At 67.1% G+C, this 16,419-nt stretch carries 11 protein-coding genes and 1 pseudogene; 9 read left to right on the top strand and 3 right to left on the bottom strand.

Features of this window, described 5'->3' with window-relative positions; genetic code table 11:
- The first annotated feature begins 2,122 nt into the window (after window positions 1-2,122).
- Window positions 2,123-3,292 carry an NAD(P)/FAD-dependent oxidoreductase gene (locus tag OIE74_RS37905; RefSeq protein WP_329392049.1) on the top strand — a complete coding sequence of 390 codons (1,170 nt, stop codon included), beginning with the start codon at window positions 2,123-2,125 and terminating at the stop codon, window positions 3,290-3,292.
- Between the two features lie 814 nt (window positions 3,293-4,106).
- A complete protein-coding gene (locus tag OIE74_RS37900) occupies window positions 4,107-5,093 on the top strand; it encodes a LacI family DNA-binding transcriptional regulator (protein WP_329392047.1) in 987 nt (328 codons plus the stop codon).
- Between the two features lie 314 nt (window positions 5,094-5,407).
- Here the strand turns inward: OIE74_RS37900 and OIE74_RS37895 are convergent.
- From OIE74_RS37895 to OIE74_RS37885, 3 genes and pseudogenes are all read right to left on the bottom strand, one after another.
- A pseudogene (locus OIE74_RS37895) lies at window positions 5,408-5,506 on the bottom strand (helix-turn-helix domain-containing protein); the annotation flags it as partial.
- Between the two features lie 570 nt (window positions 5,507-6,076).
- Complete coding sequence (locus OIE74_RS37890; RefSeq protein WP_329392045.1) at window positions 6,077-7,402, bottom strand: MmgE/PrpD family protein; 1,326 nt, start codon at window positions 7,400-7,402, stop codon at window positions 6,077-6,079.
- Entirely contained in the window at window positions 7,399-8,754 is a 1,356-nt protein-coding gene (locus OIE74_RS37885) for an amidohydrolase family protein (RefSeq protein ID WP_329392044.1), read from the bottom strand. The genes OIE74_RS37890 and OIE74_RS37885 overlap by 4 nt, the downstream gene beginning before the upstream one ends.
- A 1,991-nt stretch (window positions 8,755-10,745) precedes the next feature.
- Here OIE74_RS37885 and OIE74_RS37880 point away from each other — a divergent pair.
- The 7 genes from OIE74_RS37880 to OIE74_RS37850 all read left to right on the top strand — a co-directional run bounded on the left by OIE74_RS37880 (window position 10,746) and on the right by OIE74_RS37850 (window position 16,417).
- Window positions 10,746-11,408 carry a GntR family transcriptional regulator gene (locus OIE74_RS37880; protein WP_329392043.1) on the top strand — a complete coding sequence of 221 codons (663 nt, stop codon included), beginning with the start codon at window positions 10,746-10,748 and terminating at the stop codon, window positions 11,406-11,408.
- Between the two features lie 146 nt (window positions 11,409-11,554).
- Window positions 11,555-11,992, top strand: coding sequence for a VOC family protein (locus OIE74_RS37875; RefSeq protein WP_329392042.1), 438 nt, complete (start codon window positions 11,555-11,557; stop codon window positions 11,990-11,992).
- Window positions 11,989-13,401 carry a gamma-glutamyltransferase gene (locus tag OIE74_RS37870; RefSeq protein ID WP_329392041.1) on the top strand — a complete coding sequence of 471 codons (1,413 nt, stop codon included), beginning with the start codon at window positions 11,989-11,991 and terminating at the stop codon, window positions 13,399-13,401. Before OIE74_RS37875 ends, OIE74_RS37870 begins: the two co-directional genes overlap by 4 nt.
- The gene (locus OIE74_RS37865; RefSeq protein WP_329392040.1) at window positions 13,398-14,228 is read left to right on the top strand and encodes an aspartate dehydrogenase domain-containing protein; all 831 of its coding nucleotides are present in this window, start codon (window positions 13,398-13,400) and stop codon (window positions 14,226-14,228) included. The genes OIE74_RS37870 and OIE74_RS37865 overlap by 4 nt, the downstream gene beginning before the upstream one ends.
- Window positions 14,229-14,310: 82 nt before the next feature.
- A complete protein-coding gene (locus OIE74_RS37860) occupies window positions 14,311-15,546 on the top strand; it encodes an aromatic ring-hydroxylating oxygenase subunit alpha (RefSeq protein WP_329392039.1) in 1,236 nt (411 codons plus the stop codon).
- Complete coding sequence (locus tag OIE74_RS37855) at window positions 15,543-16,052, top strand: nuclear transport factor 2 family protein (RefSeq protein WP_329392038.1); 510 nt, start codon at window positions 15,543-15,545, stop codon at window positions 16,050-16,052. The genes OIE74_RS37860 and OIE74_RS37855 overlap by 4 nt, the downstream gene beginning before the upstream one ends.
- Window positions 16,049-16,417, top strand: coding sequence for a hypothetical protein (locus tag OIE74_RS37850; RefSeq protein ID WP_329392037.1), 369 nt, complete (start codon window positions 16,049-16,051; stop codon window positions 16,415-16,417). Before OIE74_RS37855 ends, OIE74_RS37850 begins: the two co-directional genes overlap by 4 nt.
- Window positions 16,418-16,419 lie beyond the last annotated feature (2 nt).

The following is a 16,419-nucleotide window of genomic DNA, read 5'->3' as shown; positions in this document are numbered from 1 at the left end:
GCGGGCTACGTTCACACAATCCCCGAGTGGCTGACGGGTGGATTCTTTCTGCCCCGCTCGAAGTAAGTTGGTGACCTTGTGACGATCGACCACGACCACCCCGTGATCGGGCCGATCGGCGATGAACCCCTACGGAGCCGAGAGCCTGGTCCGTTCTCTCAAGTCGGCCGAGTACCTGAGACTTGTTCACCCTCGACACCTCGCCACCTGCGCCGGCCACGTTCAAAAGAACCTCACGTACCTGACTCGGAGAGGGACCAGTTTCCCAGATCGTCACATCGCACCTGCCGCACTTCAGCCCATTGATCGTCGAGTGGCGCTCCCCCACGCAGCCCAGTTTCCTTGGTGGACCCAGCCCGGTACTGGGCGATGCGCTTAGGGCGTGTTTGAGAAGTCCCGTCTGGCCCACGACGCCTGGCACGCACGCTCGCCACGTTGTCGGAGTCATCCAAGTACGTCCGGTCCATCTACGGGGATGATCCTCCGCCTTGCGATCGCACGCACCAGACGCCGTGGGCCCCGCCCAGTGGGCGGACGACGCTACTTCTCAAACACGCCCTAGCGCTGTCATCGTCCTGAGCCTTCTCGACCAGGTAGTACTGCCTGACCTCTTGGCCGGTCGCCGTACAGAACCGAAGCCCGATCATCCAGAAGTGTTCGATGCCCTCAGAAAGAGGATCGCGGATCGAAGCGGGCGACCCAATGGCCGGCAGGGGTGTGCTGTGGGTGTCGGTGCGCGAAGCAGCCAGGCTCGAACCAGCATCAGGGTCGTGCCGAGCCCCAGCATTCCGCGAGGACCGAGGGACAACTTCGGGCGCCCTTAGAGTCCCCATTTCGAATCGCTGCGGGGCTAAATTTGCTACCCCGACTCGGACCTCAGGCAGGTTTTGTGCGACGTAAGGAGGCATGATGCACGCTCCTCCTTCAATTCTGGGAGGGGGCCCTGGTGTTGGGCCCGATCTGGTACTGAGGTTCGCCTGGAGAGCCCAACTCCGCCCAACCAGGTGACAGATGCCTGCAGTTCGTCCTGCGCCGAAGGTCCTGACGCATATGAATGGCGCGGTTCGACCGGACAGATCAACGACAGAATGAGGTGGTTCTGCCGCCTATTACCCTATCCGTGAAGGCATCCCGCCGGCGACGGTCGAAGGGGTGGACCCGACCTCAAGGCGCAGCGTTCCGTGTAGGGAACGTATTGATGTAACTAGTTACTGTTACTAGTTACAACTAGAGCACACGCCCGCACCGCAGTCAATGCCTGGGGCCTCAATGCTCATGCATCGAAGGAAGGGCTCTCCCGACCTGGGTGCGACCAACCGCAAACCGTCGCCCCGGGATCAGAGGAACCGGGTGCGCCACAGTCCGAGCACACAGTTGCCGCGATCCGCAGTACCCGGTCCGGGCTTCTGCGGGCCCGCTGGACCAGCACCCCGACTGCGGCGGTTACGAGCCCTGTCGATCACGTCCCGGTAGCAGGACACCAGCGAGAGCGTGGACCTGACCAGTGGTGCGCCGAAGCACCTGATCATGACGGCGGCCTGACTGAAGTCATCCTCCTTCACAGCGATCCACGGGGCCATGGCCGGTCTCAGCGGAGCAGCCAGAAGCTCCTCATGGTATCCTGTAACTAGTTACATTCGAGATAGGCAGGCTCGCGGGACAGCTCTGCATGCAATCCGCCGAGCCCACCTGCTGCCGCCGGCCGCGAGTTCTGAGCTGTGGGGGCGGACCGCGGGCCGCAACGGCCACACCAGCTCGGGGACATCAAGCTCATCCCTGGCGAAGCGGCTGCCAACTCGCCACATCGACCCGCAGGCAGGACAAGGCCCACGGCCGCAGATGTAACTAGTTGCACTTGTGAGAGGAGGAGTCATGCCGGCCCCGGACGCTCTGCCCATGAACAGTCAGTCGCGCTGGCGGCTGGCGACATCGCCTACGCCACCCCGCATCGGATCCATGCGCGGCGCTGCGTACTCAAACCGGGGCTCGCGGCAGACACCGTCATCACATCGCCCCGAACGCTACCCGGACATCCAACTCGACCTCATCGACGAGGGCAGGGCGCACTCACCAGCCGACGGCCCTCTTCGCGTCGGCACCACCTGACAAGGGAGAAACTGTAATGAAAGCAGTCGTGATAGGCGCGGGCGTGCTCGGCGCCTCAACGGCCTACCAGCTCGCTCGGCGCGGCGTCGATGTCACCGTCGTCGACAAGGGCGTCCCGGGCGACGCCGCCAGCGCAGCGAGCTTCGCCTGGCTGAACTCCCACGGCAAGGAGCCGAGGAACTACCACGACCTCAACGTCATCTCGATGACGGAATGGGATGCGGTCGCACGGGACCTCGGCAAGTCTGACTGGCTGCACAAGCAGGGCAACGTCGATGTCGTCGACAACGCCGCCGACGCTCAGAAGCTCATGAACCGGATTGAGCGGCTCAACTTCTACGGGTACGCCGCAATCCCGGTGCCCCCTCGCGAGCTCGGCCGGATTGACCCGCTCATCCGGAGGAAGGATGCGTACGAGCTGGCCGCGTTCTACCCGGGCGAAGGCCACATCACAGTGCCGCTGCTCATTCACGACCTTCTACGCGCCGCAAGGGATGTCGGTGCGAGCGTCCGTGACGGATCGAACGTGGTTGGCCTCATCGACCACGGCGATCGAGTCTGCGGCGTGGTCCTCGAAAACGGGGATCGGCTCGACGCCGACGTTGTCGTGCTGGCGGCCGGTGCCGGCATCGGCGATGTCATGAAGACGCAGGGCATCGACGTGGTGACCGCGGGCACTCCTGGCCTCACAGTGACGACCTCGCCCGGGACGTCCAACCTGACGACGATGCTTCACCTCCCCGGCCTCAGTGTCCGTCCCGACACCAGCGGCCGTCTCGTCATACGGTCGAGCAAGAGCGACACGCAGATCGATCATTCGACCTGGACCCTCCCCGACGAGGCGATCCAGGAGCTGATCGCACAGACTGCGGACGGAGTCGCCGACGTTGACGCCGCCGCCGTGCGCAGTGAGCGGGTTCAGATCGCGACCCGCCCGTACCCCCTTGATGGCCTGCCCGTCGCCGGATTCTGGGACGGTGTGCCGGGCCTGTACGTCATGACCATGCACAGCGGTGTAACGATGGGCGCCCTCATGGGTCGTCTCGCGGCCCACGAGGTTACGACAGGCCAGGAGTCCTCGCTGCTCGACGATTTCCGTCCAGCGCGGGTGATCGCCAAGGCCGCTGACGGCGTACCTCGCTTCGACCCCTACGCCATCGAGGGCGAGAAGGCTTCCCAGAGGTAGAGGAAGGGGCGGTCATGAGCAACGTGATCTCGAAAAGCTCCAGGCCGCTCCCCCACCACTGGACCCGCGTGGCAGCCGCCGACAGCCGCTGCGACTCGCGCTGGCACCCTCCACAGCCTGCCTTCTGAGTCCTCTCCACGACCGCAGTCCCAGCAACTGTCCGGTTTTCCAGATCCGCAGCCGTAGCCGCGGGCGCTCACCGTCAGCGCCCGCGGCAACTTGCGTCCTGCCCCATGAAGGAGTCAAAAGTATCTGTCTACGGTGTTGGGCACGCCCTGGCCGAGGCCTCTTGCCCAGCGGTGGTCAAGTGCGGCCAGGCCGTGCCGTTAGGGCCTCCGTATTCACGTCGCGGCCTGGCGTTGACTTTCCACGCGCTCTCGTGTTCCATCTGAAACTAATTACATGACGAGTTCGCCTGCCGTACCTTCAGAAGCTGATCGCAGATCGAAGCGGGCGACAGGTGTTCACGCTCAGAAATTCGCCCTCACATAAGCGAGTAAAATATCCACGTATGTCCAGGCAGGTCGATGTTATGGGCTCCCGGGTCTGCGGCGCGCCGTTGCGGTTGGCGGTCGGCCCCTCGGGAACGGCACCGCCGAGGCAAGAGTGGTGTGCTTGCCAGTGATTGGCGTCGCACCGCCCATGTCGCCGATGCCATTCTGGTGCTGCCGTTGCGGTGCGCGTCGCACCGGACGTGATCGCCAATCCGAGTTGACCGATCCGAAGTAGTGGTGGCGTGTACGCATCGTCATCATGGGCGGTGTTCGCGATGGCATGTGGCCGCCGCCTGATTGATGCAGTGAGAGGGTGCAGGATGGGAAAGCGAACGACCATTGGCGATGTCGCGGCGGCCGCCGGGGTGTCAGTGGCGACGGTTTCGCGGGTGCTCAACGGCGGCGCCGTCAAAGGGGCCACCGCAACCAGGGTGTGGGACGCGGCCAACCGACTGGATTACACGCCGAACGCCCTGACTAAGAGCATTTTCGCCGGGAAGTCCAGCACGATCGGGGTGCTGATCGACGATCTCAGCAGTCCGTTCTACCTGGACTTGATGCGTGGGATCGACGAGGTCGCTGACGCCAACGGCAGCCTTGTGATGTTCTCCAACACTTTCCGCCATGTCGACCGCGAGGTCGCCCAGGTCCAGACGATGGATGAGCAGCGAGTGCGGGGGCTGATCGTCACCACCAGTGTGTCCACTGATGACCGAACACGCAGGATGGCCGCACGGGGGACTCCCTGTGTAGTCGTCGCACGATCGGTACAGAGTCCGCTGCCCAATCTGCACTCGGTTGCCTTGGACAATCGTGCGGCCGGTCGGCTCGTCGCGGAGCATCTGGTCTCCTGCGGGCGGCGAACCGTGGGTGTGATCACCTCCGGGAAACGGCCCTCGCAAAGCGGGCGCACCGAAGGGCTGCAGCGGGGGCTCGCCGAGGCAGGTCTTCCGCTGCCTGACGAGGCTGTGGTGGCCGTGGCCGGCAATGAGGATGTTGACGCGGCGATTGAGGTGTTGCTGGAACGCTGCGCTCCCGACGCGATCGTGTGCTTTGCAGGTCGGCGCACCGTAGCTGTCCACTCCGCACTGATGGCCCGGGGACTGATGATCCCGGATGACATCGGATTCCTCACGATGGACGATTTCTCCTGGGCGCCGGCACTCGGCATCACTGTCATCGCGCAACCGTCGTACCAGATGGGGCTGAAGGCGGCCGGACTCATCGTTGAAAGCCCCGCGGAGTCGGCACAGTTGACGTTCCAGCCGGAGCTCATTGCCCGCACATCCTGTGGCGAGCGCGGATGACCCAGACCGGGATCCGCGCGCCCGAACAGCGGAGGGTGTATCGGCCTGGACCTGGGATCAGTGTGTGGTAGGCGTGTGCGCGGGTCATGCCCGAACAGGAAACTGACTTCCTGCGGCAAGTTGCCCCTACTCCCCCTGGGCGCGGGTGCACCACGTCCAGGAACCCGCACAACGCCTGCCAGCCCGGCCCGTGGCCGGCTCTCTACCGACTTCGGTCCCTGCTCGGCCGGCAACGGCTCGTTCAGGGACCGTAGTTCGTCTGACACGGCCCGCTGCCGCGCCTGCCTTCCCCTCGCGAGCGCACGCCCCGAGCGGTTGAAGCGGTTCAGCCAGCGGCGGACCGCCTTGGCACTGCATCTCAACTCATCAGCGATGGCAGGCACTCGCTGTCCGGACCGGCTCAGCTCAACCATCCGTGGCCGCGGCGCCAGATCACGCGGAGCCTTGCGGGCTCGTGACAGTTGAAGTACGACCCGTTCGTCGTTTGCGTCACAGCTCGGCCGTGCCTGTAACACCACCGTCCAGCACCCGCCACCGAGCAACCGAACCACCGCCACCAGGACATATACCCAGCGAAAGAGAAACCCAGCACTGGGGCGTGTCCGCAAAGTAGCGTCGTCCGGCCGAAAGGGCGGGGCTCGCGCCAGCCGCGGCAGCGGCTGATGTCCCGTTGGTGCGTGCGATCGCAACGCGGAGGATCGGCCCCGCAGATGGACCGGACGTACGTGGACGACTCCGACAACGCGGGGAGCACCTCCCGTGCCCGAAGGGCTACGGGGGAGAGCGCGCGTGCCAACGAGTCATCAGCCGCTCCGCGGCGGGCGTGAGCCGGACGGGAGTTTGCGGACACGCCCTGGAGCCATCTGGTCGGGGCCCCGTCGCAACGACACAGGTCGTTGCGACGGGGCTCCCTCCCCAACAGCACGCATATCTGTCGTTCCGGGACCGGCTTGGATGGCAGTGAGCCGTCCCGGACGTGCTGTTCATCGATGCATGGCTGCGGTTATCTCCGAAAGCTTCTGCGAACCGTCGGTGTCGATCACCGATTCCCGCAGTGCCCCTGCAGTGTCTGCACCGAGCAACGGTGAGACGAGCCGGTCGAACTTGTCCCGTACCTCACGTTCGGTGAGGCCGAACGGGTGGGGGTAAGCAAAGTCTGCCTCGGGCACATTGGCTCGCAGTGACTGCTCGTCATCGAGGGTTACGGTGACAGACCTTTGCTGAGTGTGGGACACCATCACGCGCTGTGTCAGCGACGTGATGGATGCGAGAGTGTCTGGGTGCACCCACGCCGGACCGGGCTCGACGCCGCCGGCGAGCAGGGCGCTCAGCGTGGGGATGCTGAACGCGACGTCGGCGGGCCCGGTGATCCGTGTCTCGGCGAACTTTTGCAGGTCTTGTGGGCCAGCTACCTGTATGTGCCTGATGGCGCGGCCCTCGGGAATGTGTTGCAGTACGGATGCGAGTACGGCCAGATACTGCTGGGTGTGCCAGCATGCCGGGAATCGCTTGAAGCCGGTCCGCAGGATCGCGGGTTCCACGGTTTCCGCCAGCGTGTCGTCCCAGCGCCAACGGTCGCTGCCTGCCATCAGCCAGAACCCGGCCGGCCCGTCGAGGACGTCGGGCAGGCCCACTGCGCCGGAGTCGGCCAGGTCGACCGCGAGGACGGCTGCGGCTGCGTTCCATCCCGCATTGTTCTTCACGCTGGGCACCGGCCTCTCGTACCACTTGGCGACGTACGGGACGCAGGACTGTGCTCCGGCAACTCCCATGACGCGGCCTAGCCGTTGAGCTGATGCGTCGGTGACTGCGGCCGCCGCGAGCGAGGCGGCGATGGCGTCAAATACCCCGTCCCCGCGCACCTTTCCTGCTCGGGCCTGCGACGGCGATGCCGCCCGGGCGAGCAGCCAGTGCGTCTCGTAGCCGACGACGATGGCCGTGATGAGGTCGTCGAGTGTGGCACCCGCCCGCTCACCGACCGCGAGGGCCGCGGCGATGATGGGGGCGCCGGGGTGGCCCAACAGGGTGTCGTCGTAGTCGAGTGCGTTGGCGGACTCGCCGTTGAGATAGGCCGTGGTAAACGCGGAGCGCCGGCGGCCGTCTGCGGTAGTCGCCTCGGGTTGTCCACTGAGCGGTGCTGTGGCAGTGAAGCTGGGCTGCACGTAGTCCAGTTGGGCGCCGACGAGGCTGCAGGTGAGGTGGTCGAGCAGGCAGTGCCGTGCGCGCCGTCGCACCTCCTCGGGCAGCGCTGTGCCCGCCATCGCCTGGCACCGCTCCAGCAGTTGGTGTGTTGCCCCGTCGGTGATCACGCCGCTACCGTCGGCACCGCGAAGTCGACACGGGTGAGCGCGACTTCTCCGTCGATGACAACGAGTTGCACGTCGGCCGGGCTGGCGGCCGCCGATACGACGACGTCGGCGAGCTGGCCAGCCTTCAGCTGACCGCGGTCGGCGCCCACCCGGGGCAACGCCTTGCCGACGTTGCCCGTGGCCATGGCTACGGCTTGCTCCAGCGGCACGAGGCCCACGCGGGCGACCGCATCGACCATCTCGAACATGCCGTCCCAGTGTCCGGCGGCGTAGTCCGTCGCCATGATGTCGACCAGGCCCTCCTGCATCAGTGCGATCAGGTGCTCGGGGGTAGCGTGCAGTTCCTTCCGTCCCCACGCGTCAAAGGTGTCGATCTCGACGAAGCCGCCTTGTTCCCGGATCCAGCGCGCGTTCTCAACCGCTTCTTCGGCGCTGAACGTTCCGTGGTTCGTGTGGCCGCCGATGAACAGTTCCTTGGCGATGCTCGCGGCCTCTCGGGCGGCCTCGTCCGACGGGGCCGAGTTGTGTACCAGCGTCGGGACGCCGAGTTCGACCGCGAGGTTGGCCGATGCCACCAGCCCGTCGAGCGCGACCTGGAAGCTCGGAAGCACCGACTCCTCGATCAGCTTGATCATCTTGTCGATGGTGATCAGACCGGCCAGGCCTTGCTGCTGGAGGAGCTCGGCGATCTTCTCACGGTCGGGATTGCCCGGGCGGATATGCCGGCCCAGCACGGCGTATTTGAGGGCCTTTGCCTGTGCCGGCAGGATCTTCACGCCCGTGGTCTGTTCGACTGCGGCAGGAATGTACATGTAGTCCTGGCCGCCGCCACCGAGTGTCATACCGGCCCCGACCTCACCGATGACGACCGCGCCCGCATCGACCATCTCTCGTGCAGTCATGGAGCGGTGCACGTCGTTCAGTCCGGCGCCGTCCGCGGCGTCGGCAGCGTCGAACATCGGGGCGAAGTGCACTGTGCCGGCCTCGATGCGTACGGGCTGGCGTCCCTGTGCCAGTGCCGTCTCCTCGGGCACCTTGAAGCCGTCGAGGTCGACGACCGTTGTGTGGCCCTGGCTGAGGTGCCTCCGCAGGTTACCCAGGACCTCTTCCAGCGAGACGCCAGGCGTGCCGCTAGCAAATCGGGGGCCCGGGGCAACGGCATGGGTGTGCGGGTCGATGGCTCCTGGCATGACCAGGCGACCTTCGAGGCCGATGACCGTGTCGTCGATGCCGCCGGTGTAGTTGCCCGGGCCGACGGCGGCGATGCGGCTGCCTTCGATGACGACCGAACCGGTGAAGGGAGCCGTTCGTCCGTCCCCGTTGACGATGAGGCCATGGTTGAGGATGAGCATGGAATTCCTTTCGCGAGGTGAGGCAGAAGCGCTTGAGGCGCGGATCAAGTCGGTCGTGGATCTGCTCACCCACGAGATCGACGAGGACGAGGATGAACAGCAGCGCGGCGCCGGGGAAGGTAGAGATCCACCATTGGGTGGCCACCAGGGGCTGCTGGCGCTTGGTCATGCTGCCCCAGCCTCAACGGCGGGGGGTGCGCGGCCAATTCGTCCCACCGAGCCGACTCGCACGCTGAGGTCCCGCACATCAAGGAGGATTTCGGTGACGTGCCTGTCCGTGTCTGGCGTGGACGCGGGTGCAGCGGTGTCGTGTCTCCTGACTCCGGCTCCGGTTCGGCGGGGATGACGGGTACGGCGGCTGAAGAGCTACCGCGTCAGCCACGGCAAGCTTCTCCAGGCCCCCTGCTCCGCCGGGAGCTCCGAAGACCTCCGCGCGCGTGGCGTCGGCGATGCTTTTCGTCGACGCCGGCGAACCGTGCGACGCGCGGGCTCAACAGTTCTGGCGTCGACGCAAGCAGGCCCCTTTCGATGACACGACCACCTCCGTTCATGACAGGGATGCGGTCGGCCAGGCTGCCGGCCAAATTACGGTCGCGGCTGATGAAGATCATGGCTGCGCCGGTGTCGCAGAGCCGTGCTGTGTCGAGATGTCGATGGCCAGGTCCGGTGCTGCCGGCGGGGGCTCGGCACGCATAGTCGAATTTTGGTCACCCGTGGGCTCAGCCGCGGGCGTCGGCTGTCGTCGCATGCTGTTCATCATGTCGACGCCGGGGCCCACGGCGTCAAGACTTGACTGTAACTAGTTTCATCGAGGTTCGAAACGTTATCCGGGCGTTACCTTCGTAAGCTTGCGCCGAGACCTCGAAATGAAGGCCCGAACGCCGAGGTTCGGAAGTTCGGACCCCATGGCCTGCCGCGTTGACGCGACCACGCTCCACGGTGAGCACTGGGGCAGCATCGAAGACTCCCGCATGGCATGGCCTGTTGCGGAACCGCCGGCAATGTGGTGAAACTAGTTACACACTTGGGGGGATTCGTTCACTCCCGGGGATGCTGTCCGCACCCGAACACGTCTTCTGTGCCTTCGGGTCCATCTGGTGGAGGCTCAAATTCACTGCAGTCACGCTGGTGGACGGCCCGCGACAGCCACGTGGAGACAGGCGGAATCCTGCTGCGCGGCAAGTTGGTCGTCGGGCGCACGACCGGACCGGCCCCGGCGGACCGCTCCGGGAACACCCGATAACTCGCCTCCCCTCTCCAGCGGGAAGGACATAACCAACGCCATCAGCCATGCGCCGTTCGGCGTGATGGTCACGTCCGGCGTACTTGAGATCCCGGCCTCCGGCCTGCCGGCCTTGTCGCCGGGTCACGCACTTTGGCGTCGGTGGCCTCCACCGCGCCCTCGCCGGCGAAACTCCTTGAGAAGACGCCATAGGTTGCTGGGAGAGCAAAGGGGGGACGTCCCACGGACCGCACCTCATTGACATGACGTACATGAGGTGCGGTCCGTGGGACGTCAGGTTTCACCGCGGGAGGCCCCGGCCTTCTTCACGGATGCCTCCGGCGCGGACATCAGATCAACAACCTGCCCCGAGGGTTTTTCCGGCTCCGGGGCCTCGGGAAGTGCGTGCCCGTCCCGTTTGGCCTTGATGGCTTCCGCGAGGGCGTCCGTGCAGTGGTCCTCGAATCTGCACGTGCGCCTTGACGCGCAGGGCGGCGGGTTCGGAGCGTTCACCGGTGGTGGGGCGGTCATCGCGCTCGCCGGCGTCCGCCTCGGCCTGCCGGATCCAGCCGCGCATGCCTCCGGAGGCGCGGTACATCCGCACGGCACGCTCGCGCAACTCCAACGAGTACTTCCTGGGGGCAGCCATGGTCGATGTTCCTCTCATGATTCCCATCTGACTCTCTGTCAGCTCACCCCGTCGGCGGCTCGGACACGGTAACCTCGGTTGTATCTTGTATTCAAAGCCCTGTGTGCCGAGGAGTCACCTATGTCATCCGTGGGATCTCGTCATCGTTCCCTCCGTGACGAGACGACCGATGAGATGCGCCGGCTCATCCTCGACGGCCACCTGCGCCCTGGCGAGCGTCTGAGCGAGGCCACGATCTCCGAGCGCCTCGGGGTCTCTCGCCACCCCGTGCGCGAGGCGTTCCGCCGGCTGGAGACAGAGGGCCTGCTCGAAGCGCTTCCGCGCCGTGGAGTACGTGTCGTCCAACTCGACAGGGACGAGTTGCGCATCGTCCGGGAGATCCGTCTGGCGCTTGAGTTGATCGCGGTCCAGCACACGGTGGAACGTGCCGACGAGGCGACGCTGGCCGCCCTGCGCGTGGCGCTCGAGGAGGGGCACTCCGCGGCGGCAGCCGCCGATCACGACAAACTCAACGCGCTGAACGACCAGTTCCACGAGCTGCTTGCGTCCGGTGGCGGTTCACGATTCCTGGCCGACACGCTGCGCTCGGTGCGCAACCAGGCGCATCACCTGGTGGGAGGCAAGAGTGCGGCGGTCAACCAGTCGTGGGACGAGCATGCGGCGATCATCCAGGCGGCACTCGCCCGGGACGCCGAGCTCGCGGTGCTGTTGATGCGTCGCCACCTCCAGCAGCGCCACACGAACCAGGGCGGACCCCAGCCTGTCGAAGCGGTTCAAGGCTGACCGGCGCCAGGTCGCCCGCGGATGCCCGGAGGAAGATTTCTCCGGGCATCCGTGCGTTGCTAGCCCGAGGCCGGCGCAGCCGCCTGGACACACGGGTTTAACACAAGCCGCCACCATTCGTGATGGCTTTTGGATACAAAATATCCATGGCGATTGCTTATTCCTCCATCCCCGCCCGCGAGGGCGCCGTCGTGTCCGCGAAACGGCTGGACCACATCGTGCTGCGCGTGAAGGATCCCGAAGCCTCCGTGGCCTGGTACGTCGAGAAGTTCGGCTTCCTGGTGCACCGGCTTGATGAGTTCCGCGCCGGAACGGTGCCTTTCCCCTCGGTCGAGGTGTGCCCGGGCACGATCATCGACCTCGACGCACGCGCCGAGGCCACTGGCACGAACGTCTCCCACTTCGCCATCGAGGTGGAGGCGACCGATTTCGTCGCTCTGCGGGACTCCGGTGTCTTCGAGACGGTCGAGGGCCCGTTCCGCCGCTGGGGAGCGCGCGGGCCCGGCGACCTCGTGTACGTCAACGATCCTGACGGCAACACGATCGAGCTGCGCCATTACGCTCCCAGCCAGTTGGACACATGAGCCTGCGGACGATGGCGCGACGCGCGGTGGCTTCCGGGACGCTCGGCGCGGTGGCCGCAGGCTCACCGACGGCCAGCGGCATCGGGCTCGCTGCCCTGCTGGACGGCGGCAACGCCTTTGACGCCGCCCTCGCAGCCGCCCTCGCCGAGACCGTCGTGATGCCGTCCAAGTGCGGCCTCGCCGGCGACCTCGTGGCGTTGTACGTAACCGCGGACCATGAGGAGCCGGTCTCCGTCATCGCGCTGGGCAGCGCGCCGGCCGGCCTTTACGCCGCCGCGGCGGCCCGCGGCTGGCAGGTCCCCGCGACCGGCCCGCTGTCGGTCGGTGTTCCCGGTGCGCCGGCGGGATACGCCCGCCTGGGGGCGCTCGGCAGGATGACCCGGGAGCGCCTGGCCTCGCCTGCGGTCGCGCTGGCGCGCCGGGGCTTCCCCTGGTCGCGGCTGAACGTGCTGCTGACCCGGGAGTCGCTCCCGACGCTGACGCGCTACCAGCCCGGCGGCGGCCGGTGCTTCCCGGCCGCGGGACCCCTCGCCGAGGGCGAGGCCGTACGGATGCCCGGTCTCGCGGGGGTGCTGGAGCGGTTCGTCCGCGACGGGCCGGACCTGTTCGCCGGCGGGCTCGGCCGGCGCCTGGCCGACTACGTACAGGAGCACGGGGGCGTCCTGGACCTCGACGACCTCGGCGCCGCCGAGGTGATCGAGGAGCGCGCGCACAGCGTGGAGTCGGAGCGTGGCCGCATCTGGGCAACCAACGGCCCGAGCTACGGGATCGCCCTCACTCGGACGTTCGACCGCGAGCACCGCATCGATCGCGGTGCTCCCACCTCGCCGGACGCGGTGACGCAGGCTCTCGCCGTCCTGGCCCGGGGCGGGCTCCACCCAGCGCCGGCGGCCGAGGGGACCTCGACCGTGTCGGCCGCCGACGCGGACGGCAACGCCGTGGTGATCGTCCACTCCAACTCGTTCCCGCAGTACGGCAGCGGTTTGGTCCTTCCGGGCGACGACCTCGTCCTGGCCAATCGCGCTGGACGGGGTTTCACCTTCGAGCCGGGCCATCCCAACGCACCCCGCCCGGGCCGGCGGCCCCTCACGACGCTCCACGCCTGGGCCTTGAAGGACGCGGCGCAGTCGTGGGTCCTCGGGGCCACGCCCGGTGGCGCTCGGCAGGTCCCCTGGAATGTCCAGGTCATCGATCGGCTGACCCACCCCGATCTGCTCGACGGCCCGGCGCGGCTGGGCGACGCCGTGACGGCGCCGAAGTGGGAGATCTCCGAGCGCGGTGTCCTGCGCGAAGGAGCCGAGATCCCGCCGCTCGGTGCCCGGTCGGCCCACACCCTGGTCCGGCTCGGCGCGGACCTCGTTTCGGCAGCCGCCGATCCACGGTGGGACACGACGGCGGTCGCGTCATGACGTGGCGGATCGCCGTCGCCGGCAAGGGCACGATCGGAGCACGTGTCGCAGCCGAGCTCAGCGCCGGCCGGGTCGCGGGCTGCGAACTCGTGGCTGTGCTGGACTCGTCGAGCGGCGCCACCGTGATCGGCCGGGCTCTGCGGGCGGCCGACCTCCTGGTCGAGGCCAGCACCGCCGAGGCGGCACGCGCGCTACTCCCCCGCGCGCTCGACGCCGGACGGCGGGTCGTGCTCTGCTCCTGCGGTGTCCTCGCCGATCGTTGCGTCGAGTTCGATCTGCGGCGGCGCGGCACTGTGCTCGGCTCAGGTGTCATGGTGCCGGCCGGGGCGATCGGCGGTCTCGACATCCTCGGTGCGGCGTACCGCGCGGTGGGCCGTGCGGTGGACAGGGTTTCCGTGCGGCACACCACCACCAAGGGTCCGGCGGCTCTCGGCATGATCGTCACCCCGACCCGGCCCGATGTGGTCTTCCGTGGCTCCGCGCGCGAGGCGGCCCTCGCCCATCCCCGTACCTCCAACTCCTCCGTCGCCCTGGCGCTCGCGACGGCCGGCCTCGACGCGGTGGAAGTCGTTGTCGTCGCCGATCCGGACGCGACCCGCACCCGGCACCGGATCGAGCTGTCCTCGCCCGTCGGCCGCTACGACTTCGCCATCGAGAACGCGGTGTCCCCCGGCTCGGGCGGACGGACGTCGGAGATCACCGCATGGTCGGTCATCGACACCCTGGAGAAGCTTGCCAGGTGCCAGACCCCGGCAGGCCCACGGGATCTCCCGCCGTCGGGGCCCGGGAGGCGGTCACCGGGCCGCGGACTGGCTCCGCCCTCGTGACGCGAGTCCGCAGCGAGGAAATCCCTGCCCACTATTGGATACAAGATACGGTCGGCCCGGTTCGGCAGCGACGAGGAGACATATGAGCACGACACCCCCGATCAGTGACCGCGCCCTGGCTGCGGCCCGGGCTGTGCTGGCCGACGTCGACCGCACCACCGATCCGGTCGCCACCGCACGGCTCCTACCCCCTGCCGTCTACACGAGCCGGGACTTCTGGGAGTTCGAGAAGGAAGCCATCTTCCACCGCGAGTGGCTGTGTGTCGGTCACGTCAACGAGGTTCCCGAGCCCGGCGACCAGCTACCGCTGACGATTCTCGACGAGCCGATCGTGATGCTGCGCGACCTCGGCGGCCACATCCGGGTGATGTCGGCGGTGTGCCGGCACCGCGGCCAGCCGCTGTTCGGCGGACTCGCCGGCGAAGGCCGCAGCGCCGCGGCCCCCTGCGTTTCCGGCCGGGTCATGAAGTGCCCGTACCACAACTGGGCCTTCGATCTCGACGGCCGGCTGGCGGCGGCTCCGTCCATGACCGAGACGGTACCCGTCAAGCGCCTGCGCGAGACGATCCGCCTCCCCCAGATCCGCCACGAGATCTTCCACGGCCTGGTGTTCATCAACTTCGACGACGACGCCGCCCCCCTGGCCCCGGCCGTCGCACGGATGGACGAGGAGCTGTCGACGTTCGGTCTTGAAGAGCTGGTCCCGATGCCGGCCTCCGTCTTCGAGGACCAGAAATGGAACTGGAAGATCCACCACGACAACGCTCTGGAGCCGTACCACACGAGCTATGTGCACCGCGGCGTGCACGAGGCCGCTCCCGCCAAGAACGCGCGCTTCTACGACTTCGAGCGCGGCGACGGACAGGTCATGCACCCCACGTATCTGCTCGACGAGAACGCCGGTCTCGCCAGCACCGACGGCAGGCGGACCACATCCATCATCCCCGGCCTGACCGATGAACAGCGCAAGCGGGTCATGTTCGCCTCGATCCCGCCCATGCTCTTCTCGATCCTCCAGCCGACCTTCGTGCAACTGGCGATGATCCATCCGAACGGGCCGGGCTCGATGGACCTGCGCCGGGTCAATCTCTATCCCAAGCACGCCGTCGAGGAGCCGGGCTTCGCCGAGGCCTACGAGAAGTTCCTGGACCGCAAGTCGCTCGCGATCCATCAGGACGCCGTGACGACCGCGGCCCTCCAGCAGGGACTCCGCTCACGGTACGCCCCACGCGGCCCCCTGTCCTGGATGGAATCCAACATCCCCCAGCTCAACGCCTGGCTCGTCGAGCGTTATCAGAAGGCACTGGACACGCTGTGACCGACATCGCCACCCCGCCCGATCTGTCCGCCGTCCTCGCCCGGCTCGACCTGCTCGAATCCCGCGCCGAGATCAACGCCCTCATGGTCGGTTACATGGCGGCCACCGACGCCGGCCAGGACAAAGGAGCCAAGGTCGCCGCGCTGTTCACCGAGGACGGGCGCTGGCAAAGCGTCGGACCGCACGGGAACCCGGGATGGGCCGCCGCCGGGCGACTGGCGCTCGTCACCAAGTTCGACCGCAATGTCGAACGCATGCCGTTCTCGGCACACTTCGTCACCAACCCCGCGGTGGAGGTGTCCGGCGACACGGCCCGCGGACAGTTCATGTACTTCCAGGCCTGCACCTACCGCGGGAACCAGCCGCTCTGGATCGCCGGTTCCTACGACAACGACTTCGCCCGGGTGGACGGACGATGGCTCATCGCCCACATGCGCGTCCGCAACTTCTTCACCACGCCGTTCGACCAGGGCTGGGTCGCCGTGCCCCACCTGGAGACGCCGTGACCCCTTCTCCCGAACTCCCTGAAAGCGACCGGACCATGACGACGATGACCTACCGCCACCAGATCCTGCGCAACCTCGCGTTCGGCACCCTGCCCGCCTTCACCCGGTTGCAGGAGGAGAAGAACACGCTGCTGCTCGCGGCCGGGCTGACGCCGTACGCGATCTGGGCACCGGCCTTCGGCGGTCTGCACCACCTGGTCCTGGAGGCCTCATTCGCCTCGATGGCCGACTTCGAGCAGGAACACGCCGCGACAAAGCAGATCACCTCGATGGCCTCCCTCAACACGCGGCAGCTCGCGTTCGTGATCCCCGGGACGGCCCACGACCGGCTACAGCGCCTCGGGCTCGCCACAGAACGGACCTGAAC

It is taken from the genome of Streptomyces sp. NBC_01716, from assembly GCF_036248275.1.
Classification (GTDB): Bacteria; Actinomycetota; Actinomycetes; order Streptomycetales; family Streptomycetaceae; genus Streptomyces.
Note: the sequence above shows the minus strand (reverse complement) of the source record. Positions and strands in the feature narration are given on the sequence as shown.

What these genes read in the sequence shown, in the direction of transcription:
- OIE74_RS37870 (WP_329392041.1), top strand. Translation starts at nt 11,989, where the DNA reads ATGAGCCTGCGGACGATGGCGCGACGCGCGGTGGCTTCCGGGACGCTC.
- OIE74_RS37880 (WP_329392043.1), top strand. Translation starts at nt 10,746, where the DNA reads ATGTCATCCGTGGGATCTCGTCATCGTTCCCTCCGTGACGAGACGACC.
- OIE74_RS37885 (WP_329392044.1), bottom strand. Translation starts at nt 8,754, where the DNA reads ATGCTCATCCTCAACCATGGCCTCATCGTCAACGGGGACGGACGAACG.
- OIE74_RS37875 (WP_329392042.1), top strand. Translation starts at nt 11,555, where the DNA reads ATGGCGATTGCTTATTCCTCCATCCCCGCCCGCGAGGGCGCCGTCGTG.
- OIE74_RS37865 (WP_329392040.1), top strand. Translation starts at nt 13,398, where the DNA reads ATGACGTGGCGGATCGCCGTCGCCGGCAAGGGCACGATCGGAGCACGT.
- OIE74_RS37900 (WP_329392047.1), top strand. Translation starts at nt 4,107, where the DNA reads ATGGGAAAGCGAACGACCATTGGCGATGTCGCGGCGGCCGCCGGGGTG.
- OIE74_RS37860 (WP_329392039.1), top strand. Translation starts at nt 14,311, where the DNA reads ATGAGCACGACACCCCCGATCAGTGACCGCGCCCTGGCTGCGGCCCGG.
- OIE74_RS37905 (WP_329392049.1), top strand. Translation starts at nt 2,123, where the DNA reads ATGAAAGCAGTCGTGATAGGCGCGGGCGTGCTCGGCGCCTCAACGGCC.